The organism is Parendozoicomonas verongulae, assembly GCF_009711465.1.
GTDB classification, from domain to species: Bacteria; Pseudomonadota; Gammaproteobacteria; order Pseudomonadales; family Endozoicomonadaceae; genus Sansalvadorimonas; species Sansalvadorimonas verongulae.
In genome coordinates this window covers 712-1,389 of the sequence record NZ_SMME01000573.1, presented here as the reverse complement: position 1 = coordinate 1,389, position 678 = coordinate 712, and the positions used below count along the sequence as shown (strand labels likewise).

Sequence of the window (678 nt, the reverse complement as noted above, 5' to 3'; positions counted from 1 at the left end):
CCTGCTCAATTTCACCCGTTGGCGAACGGAGTTGAGTTGAAAACGGTGCCAACCTCCTCCAAAGACTGAAGTGGAAAAATGTGTGACCGAATTTAATGGATTTCCTGACAGGCACTAATTAAATGTCCGGGACTTTCACCATGTAGAAGCTTTATTTTTTTCACTTTGATTAGGATCTAAGCAGGCAGCTGGAAATGCAATTGCCTTTATTAATTGACAGTCACCATACCCACGTTCATTTATTTTATCTGCCGGTAAATAATGCTGATGAACAGCATTCCTATAGCTACCAAATACATACGGCACTGGATCTTCCAACGATTTTCTTTTCATTTCATCCAGGGTTTTCATAAGAACAGGATGTCGTGGTCTGTCCACTGCGAACAAGCCATTTTCAACCAGAGTGTTGCCCTCCTCCCTGAAGTAGCACGAAAAACCATCAACAGTTTCTATTGCTCCTAATGGAGACAATATAGCCATATCAAGATCAAGATAAATACAGCCAGAAGGACTGCCTGCATTCCTGGCAAATAAATTTCCTCCCATCATCATTGCAAAAACTCGGGCACCATCAAAATATTCAAAAAATTGAACACATTCAATAGCACTTAAAACACGCATATCAGCGCCCTCCTCATCCAGCCTCTTATAGATATTGACATAGTCACTACTGCTATT

Annotated in this window: 1 pseudogene; it reads right to left on the bottom strand. The window is 41.0% G+C overall.

Annotation, left to right across the window (positions count from 1 at the left end):
• Positions 1-135: 135 nt before the first annotated feature.
• A pseudogene (locus E1189_RS22905) lies at positions 136-678 on the bottom strand (hypothetical protein); the annotation flags it as partial.